Origin of the sequence: Magnetospirillum sp. LM-5 (assembly GCF_902729445.1) — a bacterium.
GTDB lineage: Bacteria > Pseudomonadota > Alphaproteobacteria > Rhodospirillales > Magnetospirillaceae > Magnetospirillum.
The window spans coordinates 1-5,318 of record NZ_CACVCE010000057.1 but is presented as its reverse complement, the minus strand read 5'-3'; the positions used below and the strand labels follow the sequence as shown (position 1 = coordinate 5,318).

Below are 5,318 nucleotides of genomic sequence, written 5' to 3'. Positions count from 1 at the left end.
AGGGCGTGCGTGGCTTCGGCGTCGCCGATGCCGCCGATCCCCTGGCCACCGTCATGGAGCGCAAGCTGACCCGCATGCGGAGTAAGCACGCCCAGACGCGGGAATTCATGGAGGTCAACGCGCTGAAGGGCATCGTCCGCGATGGCGGTGGTTCCACCCTCTACGACTACTTCAGCGAATTCGGCCTCGCCCGCCAGCAGGTGGATTTCGCCCTGGGCACCGCCACCACCAACGTCCAGGCCAAGATCCGCGACGTGTTGCGCAAGGTGGAGACGGAACTCAAGGGCGAAACCATGACCGGCGTGCTGGCCCTGGTGTCCCCGGAATACTTCGACAAACTGATCGGCCATGCGAAGGTCGAGCAGGCCTACCAGTACTTCTCCTCCACCGGTGCCCAGCCGCTCCGAGAAGACGTGCGTCGCCGCTTCCCCTTCGCCGGCATGGTGTTCGAGGAATACAGCGCCACCGTCACCCTCTCCACCGGCCAGACCGAAACCCTGATCCCGGCGGGCGAAGGCATCGCCTTTCCCTTGGGCACCATGGACACCTTCGTCACCTATGGCGCACCGGCCAATTTGATCGAGACGGTCAACACCCTGGGCGTGCCCATGTACGCCCGGCAGCTTGCCCGTCAGGACGGTAGCGCCATCGATGTCAAGACCGAGGCGTCCATCCTGCCGGTCAACAAGCGCCCGCGTCTGGCCGTGCGTCTGTTCTCGGGGAACTGATGACCGCGTTCGCCGACGCCTTCGACGACCTGTTCGCCGATCCGAACGTGGCGGTCACCGTCAGCTACCAGGGCAGCCCCGTGCGTGCCCTGGTGCGACGGCCCGACCGCGACATCGAGTTCTCGGACATCACCGTCCACACGGGGACGGCGGTCTTCGAGATCCGGCGGCGGGAGGTTCTGGCTCCCCAGGCGGGGGATGTGATTGTCCATGACGGCGACAGTTTCGTCGTCCAGGGTGAACCCCGCCTAGATGCCGAGCGGCTGATTTGGACCTTGGACACGAGACCGGCATGAAACTGGTGGCAGCCCTTTCCGGCGATCTGCGCAAGATCATGGCCGAGGAAATCAAGGACGCCGAGGACGCCGTCACCGCCGCCATGCGCCACGCCGCCGACGGATTGAAGACCGATCTTCGCCGCCAGGTCACCGAGGCGGGGATGGGCCAGCGCCTCGCCAACACCTGGCGGGCCGAGCTTTATCCCAAGGGGCGCAAAAGCATCAAACCGGCGGGCTTCGTCTTCACCAGGGCTCCCACCATCATCCGCGCCTTCGACCAGGGTACCGTGATCAAGTCCAAGCACGGCTTCTGGTTGGCCATTCCCACACCCGCCGCCGGGACCGGGCCGAGGGCCAAGCGCATGACGCCCGGCCTGTGGGAGCAGATGCACGGCAGCCGGCTGCGATTTATCTACCGCCGGGGTGCCCCCTCGCTGCTGGTGGCCGAGAACATGCGGGCCCGCACCGGCAAGCGGGGAGGCTTCGCCAAGGGCAGCGCCTCGGCGCTCCGCTCCGGGCGCGGGCTGGCCACCGTGGTGATGTTCATCCTGGTGCCGCAGGTGAGCTTGAAGAAGCGCCTCGACGTGGATGGCGTCGCCGAGCGGTGGGCTTCGGCGCTGCCGGAGCTGATCGTCAGGAATTGGCGAGAATAGGCCCGATCAGCCGAACAGGTCAGAATGGGTGCCGGAGGCCGCCAGCACCAATTCTTCTTCGGTCTGGTACCAGACCAGCAGCCAGCCCGGCTCGATATGGCATTCCCAGCAAGGGCTCCAGTTCCCGGACAGGCGATGGGGCCGATGTCGGACTGCCAGCGGCTCACCGTTGACCAAGCACTCGACCACGGTCCACAGCTTGTCGAGGTTCTTGCCCCGCTTGGTCGCCGTCTTGAGGTCGCGCTCAAACTGCTTCGTGGTACGAAGGCGCAGGCTCAACGATGGGCTGCCTTCAACGCATCAAGGCTCGACCAGTCGGTCAGATTCTCGCCATCCATGGCATCCCGCAGCGCCGCCTGCGTGGGTTCGTTGGGCAGGCGGACGGGGAACGGCAAGCCATGATGCAGCGTCACCTGCCGATAGAACAGCGTGATTGCCTCAGTCGGGGTTAGCCCGAGCGCACCGAAAACGGCTTCGGCCTGGGCCTTAAGGTCAGGTTCTACGCGGGCACGGATCGATTCGGTCTTCGACATGAGGGGCCTCCTTGGCTTCCCTCATTATGTGCCTCATTTGGGGAACATTTCAATGTCCAGCATTCGTGAGCAAATTCTGTCCGCCCTGCTGGCGCGACTGGAAACAGTGCCCGATGCCACGGCCAAGCGGGACGCGCCACTACCCGAGACGGTTCCCGCCGGAGGTCTGATCATCCTGCGCGACGGCGATCCGGGTGACCCCGAGGTGGTGCTGTCGCCGGTCACCTACCTGTGGGAACACCAAGCCGAGATCGAGATCATCCTCCAGCGCGGCCAGGACGACGACAGCGCCGCCCTCGACACCTTGCTGATGGCGGTGGGCGCGGCCTTGTCCTCCGACCGCTCCCTCGGCGGCCTGGTGGAATGGTTGGACTGGGGCGCCCCCAAGACATCCGGGCTCGCCATAGACGGTGCCGCCGCCCTGCGGGGCACCTCGGTGCCGATCACCATCCATTACGCCAGCGACGATCCGTTGGCCTGACCCTTTCCGACCGGAGTTTCGATATGGGCAAGACGCGCGCTTACGGCGCCGATTGCGTGCTGCTGGCCGCCTTCGAGGCGAGCTACGGCGTGCTTCCGGCCGACGGCTATGGACGGCTGTCGTTCAAGGAATCCAGCCTGGGGGCCGAGCGGCCGCTGGGCTACGACCCGCTGCTGGGCCAGGGCCGTGACGCCCAGGACCCGTTCTACGAGGCGATCAAGGACGAGGGCGATATCGGCGTGCCGCTGGATGTGCGGGCGCTCGGCTTTTGGCTGAAGGGTCTGTTTGGCGCTCCCGCCACCGCGGATAACGGTGATGGTAGTTTCGACCATGTCTTCACCTCGGGCGGCACGCTCCCCAGCCTCGCCATCGAGATCGGTCATGCCCAACTGGCGGCGCCGAAATTCTTCCGCCACGGCGGGGCCAAGCTGGACAAGCTGTCCTTCGACATGGCCCGCTCCGGGGCCGCCAATGCCAGCATCGGTGTGATCGCCCAGGGCGAGGCCGAAGCCGCCACCACCATCGACGCCACCCCGACGACCTTCGCCCTGAAGCGGTTCAGCCAGGGTAGCGGCACCATCCGGGTCGGCGGTGGCCAACTGGCCAATGTGGTGGGCGGCAAGCTGTCCTTCTCCAACAATCTGGAGCGGGTCGAGACCATCCGCGCCGACGGGCTGATCGACGGCGTGGACGAAACCGAGGCCACCGCCGAAGGCTCGGTGGATATCCGCTTCGGCACCGACACCACGCTGACCACCGCCATCGCCGCCGAGAGCCCGGTGGCGATGGAATACGGCTTCACCATCCCCGGCTCAGCTTTTGCCCTGACCTTCCATCTGCCTCGCGTTTTCCTGCCCAAGAAGAAGCAGGAGATCAAAGGCCCCGGCGGCATCCAGGCCAGCTACGACTGGCGCGCAGCCCGCGACCCGGTGGCGGGGTATCTGCTCCGCGTCACCCTGGTCAACGACGTGGCGGGGTACTGACCATGATCAGGCTCTCCCTGCCGAAGGAGCCGTACTGGCTCGATCTGCCCCATGGGGTCCGGGTGTTCGTCCGTCCCCTGACCACGGCGGTGTACGAGGCCGCCCGGTCGCGTGGCTGGCGCATGGCGCGAGCCATCGCCGCCGAGCACGCCGATCTGAAAGCCGCCGGGGCCGACATTACCGGCCTGCCCGATCTGTCCGACGAGGATGCCCTGGCCGGGCTGTCGCAGATGCTTTTCGCCCAAGGGCTGGCCCGGTCGGCCATCACCAAATGGGAGGGCGTGCTGGACGAGGCGGACGAGCCAGCCGAGATCACCGATGCCGCTATCGCCGAGCTGATGCAGCTTCCCCGCATGGCCGAGTCCTTCGTGGTCCAGTACACCGAAACCCACGAAGCGGTCATCGCCGAGGGAAACGTCTCCAGGCCCGCGCCGAATGGCACTTCGGCGGCGGGCCTGAATACTGCCGAGGCTGTGGAGGAGACTGCGACTGCCCCTATGACCGCAACGCCCCCCTGACCGAATCCGGTTGGCAAGCCTGGGAACTCCTGACCGGCAATGTCGGCACCATCCGTATCGGTCCCCGTGGCGGCATCACCGGCCTCGACCTTCCGGCTCTGCTGATCCAGGCCGAGGCACTGGGTTACGACCGGCCTTTGCTGGTTCGGCTGCTGCCTTTCGCCGAGCGGGGAATGGTGGCCGGTTCCGCAAAGGTTCAAACCGAGACCTGATCCATGGCCACCAAATCCGTCTCCATCCGCCTGTCCCTGCAGGACGGCGAAACCGTGCGCCGTAGCCTGATCCAACTGGGTAACGACGGCCAGAAGGCGCTGGCCAGGATCGAGTCGGCGGCGCAACCGGCGTCGAAGTCGCTGCTGGCCATGAATGCCGCCAGCCAGGACATCCAGGGCGGCATGGCGGGGTTTGCTTCCCGGCTTGGCCCCATCGGCTCGGTGATGATGGCGCTGGGACCGGCGGGGCTGGCGGCGGGCGCGGCCATCGGCTTCTTCGGCAAGGCCATGGTGGAGTCCACCATCAAGGTGGAAAGCCTGGAGGCCCGCCTCAAGGGCCTAGTCGGCGCCGCGGCGCTGACCGAAACCACCAGCTATCTCTATGCCCAGGCGCAGAAGACCGGCACCGCCCTGGAGACGGTGGTCGGGGCTTATTCCCGGCTGGCGGCGTTGCAGAAGGCCGGGATCATCACCACTGGTGAATCCCGCTCCCTGTTGGAGGGCTTCCAGTCCACCGCCATCGCCCTGGGCGCGTCGTCCGAGCAGTTGGAGCAATCCCTGTTCGGTCTGGCCCAGGGGCTGTCGTCGGGCACGCTTCGCGCCGAGGAACTGAACCACCGGCCTGATCGACGCCATCGCCGACGGATTCCGCGCTCCCGGCCTCCAGGGCCAGTTGGATGATCTGGGGGGGGCGCAAGGCCGAGCTGGAGCGCCGCCTGTCTGAGCCGCAAGCTCCCCTGCCCCGCCTGCATCCCAACCTGTCGGAGCTGTACCGCGCCAAGGTCGGCAGCCTGCACGACGCCCTGGGTGACCCGGCCAGCAGCACCGAGGCCACCGAGATCATCCGCGCCCTGATCGAGCGGGTGGTGGTGCATCCGACCGAGGGCAAGGGATTCGAGATCGAACTGATCGGCGACATCGCCAACATGATT

9 protein-coding genes and 1 pseudogene are annotated in these 5,318 nt (G+C 66.5%); 8 read left to right on the top strand and 2 right to left on the bottom strand.

Annotation, left to right across the window (positions count from 1 at the left end; genetic code table 11):
* The 3 genes from MTBLM5_RS16295 to MTBLM5_RS16285 form a co-directional block, all read left to right on the top strand.
* Nucleotides 1–728, top strand: a 728-nt coding sequence (locus MTBLM5_RS16295) for a major capsid protein (RefSeq protein WP_173977116.1), incomplete at its 5' end; no start/stop codon positions are given.
* Nucleotides 728–1,024, top strand: coding sequence for a hypothetical protein (locus tag MTBLM5_RS16290; protein ID WP_173977115.1), 297 nt, complete (start codon nt 728–730; stop codon nt 1,022–1,024). The genes MTBLM5_RS16295 and MTBLM5_RS16290, both read left to right, overlap by 1 nt.
* Nucleotides 1,021–1,659, top strand: a complete 639-nt coding sequence (locus tag MTBLM5_RS16285) for a DUF6441 family protein (protein WP_173977114.1) — start codon at nt 1,021–1,023, stop codon at nt 1,657–1,659. The genes MTBLM5_RS16290 and MTBLM5_RS16285 overlap by 4 nt, the downstream gene beginning before the upstream one ends.
* A 6-nt stretch (nt 1,660–1,665) precedes the next feature.
* Here MTBLM5_RS16285 and MTBLM5_RS16280 read toward each other — a convergent pair whose 3' ends face one another.
* Nucleotides 1,666–1,938 carry a type II toxin-antitoxin system YafQ family toxin gene (locus MTBLM5_RS16280; RefSeq protein WP_217425049.1) on the bottom strand — a complete coding sequence of 91 codons (273 nt, stop codon included), beginning with the start codon at nt 1,936–1,938 and terminating at the stop codon, nt 1,666–1,668.
* Complete coding sequence (locus MTBLM5_RS16275; RefSeq protein WP_173977113.1) at nt 1,935–2,192, bottom strand: type II toxin-antitoxin system RelB/DinJ family antitoxin; 258 nt, start codon at nt 2,190–2,192, stop codon at nt 1,935–1,937. Before MTBLM5_RS16275 ends, MTBLM5_RS16280 begins: the two co-directional genes overlap by 4 nt.
* A gap of 52 nt (nt 2,193–2,244) precedes the next feature.
* On the opposite strand from MTBLM5_RS16275, the gene MTBLM5_RS16270 reads away from it, so the two are divergent.
* From MTBLM5_RS16270 to MTBLM5_RS16250, 5 genes and pseudogenes are all read left to right on the top strand, one after another.
* Nucleotides 2,245–2,673, top strand: coding sequence for an acyl-CoA transferase (locus MTBLM5_RS16270; protein ID WP_173977112.1), 429 nt, complete (start codon nt 2,245–2,247; stop codon nt 2,671–2,673).
* 23 nt (nt 2,674–2,696) lie between these two features.
* Nucleotides 2,697–3,656 carry a phage tail tube protein gene (locus MTBLM5_RS16265; RefSeq protein ID WP_173977111.1) on the top strand — a complete coding sequence of 320 codons (960 nt, stop codon included), beginning with the start codon at nt 2,697–2,699 and terminating at the stop codon, nt 3,654–3,656.
* A 2-nt stretch (nt 3,657–3,658) separates the two neighbouring features.
* Complete coding sequence (locus MTBLM5_RS16260) at nt 3,659–4,174, top strand: hypothetical protein (protein ID WP_173977110.1); 516 nt, start codon at nt 3,659–3,661, stop codon at nt 4,172–4,174.
* A gap of 215 nt (nt 4,175–4,389) precedes the next feature.
* Complete coding sequence (locus tag MTBLM5_RS16255; protein WP_254431095.1) at nt 4,390–5,067, top strand: tape measure protein; 678 nt, start codon at nt 4,390–4,392, stop codon at nt 5,065–5,067.
* Nucleotides 5,064–5,318: pseudogene (locus tag MTBLM5_RS16250) on the top strand (recombinase family protein); the annotation flags it as partial. The gene MTBLM5_RS16255 and the pseudogene MTBLM5_RS16250, both read left to right, overlap by 4 nt.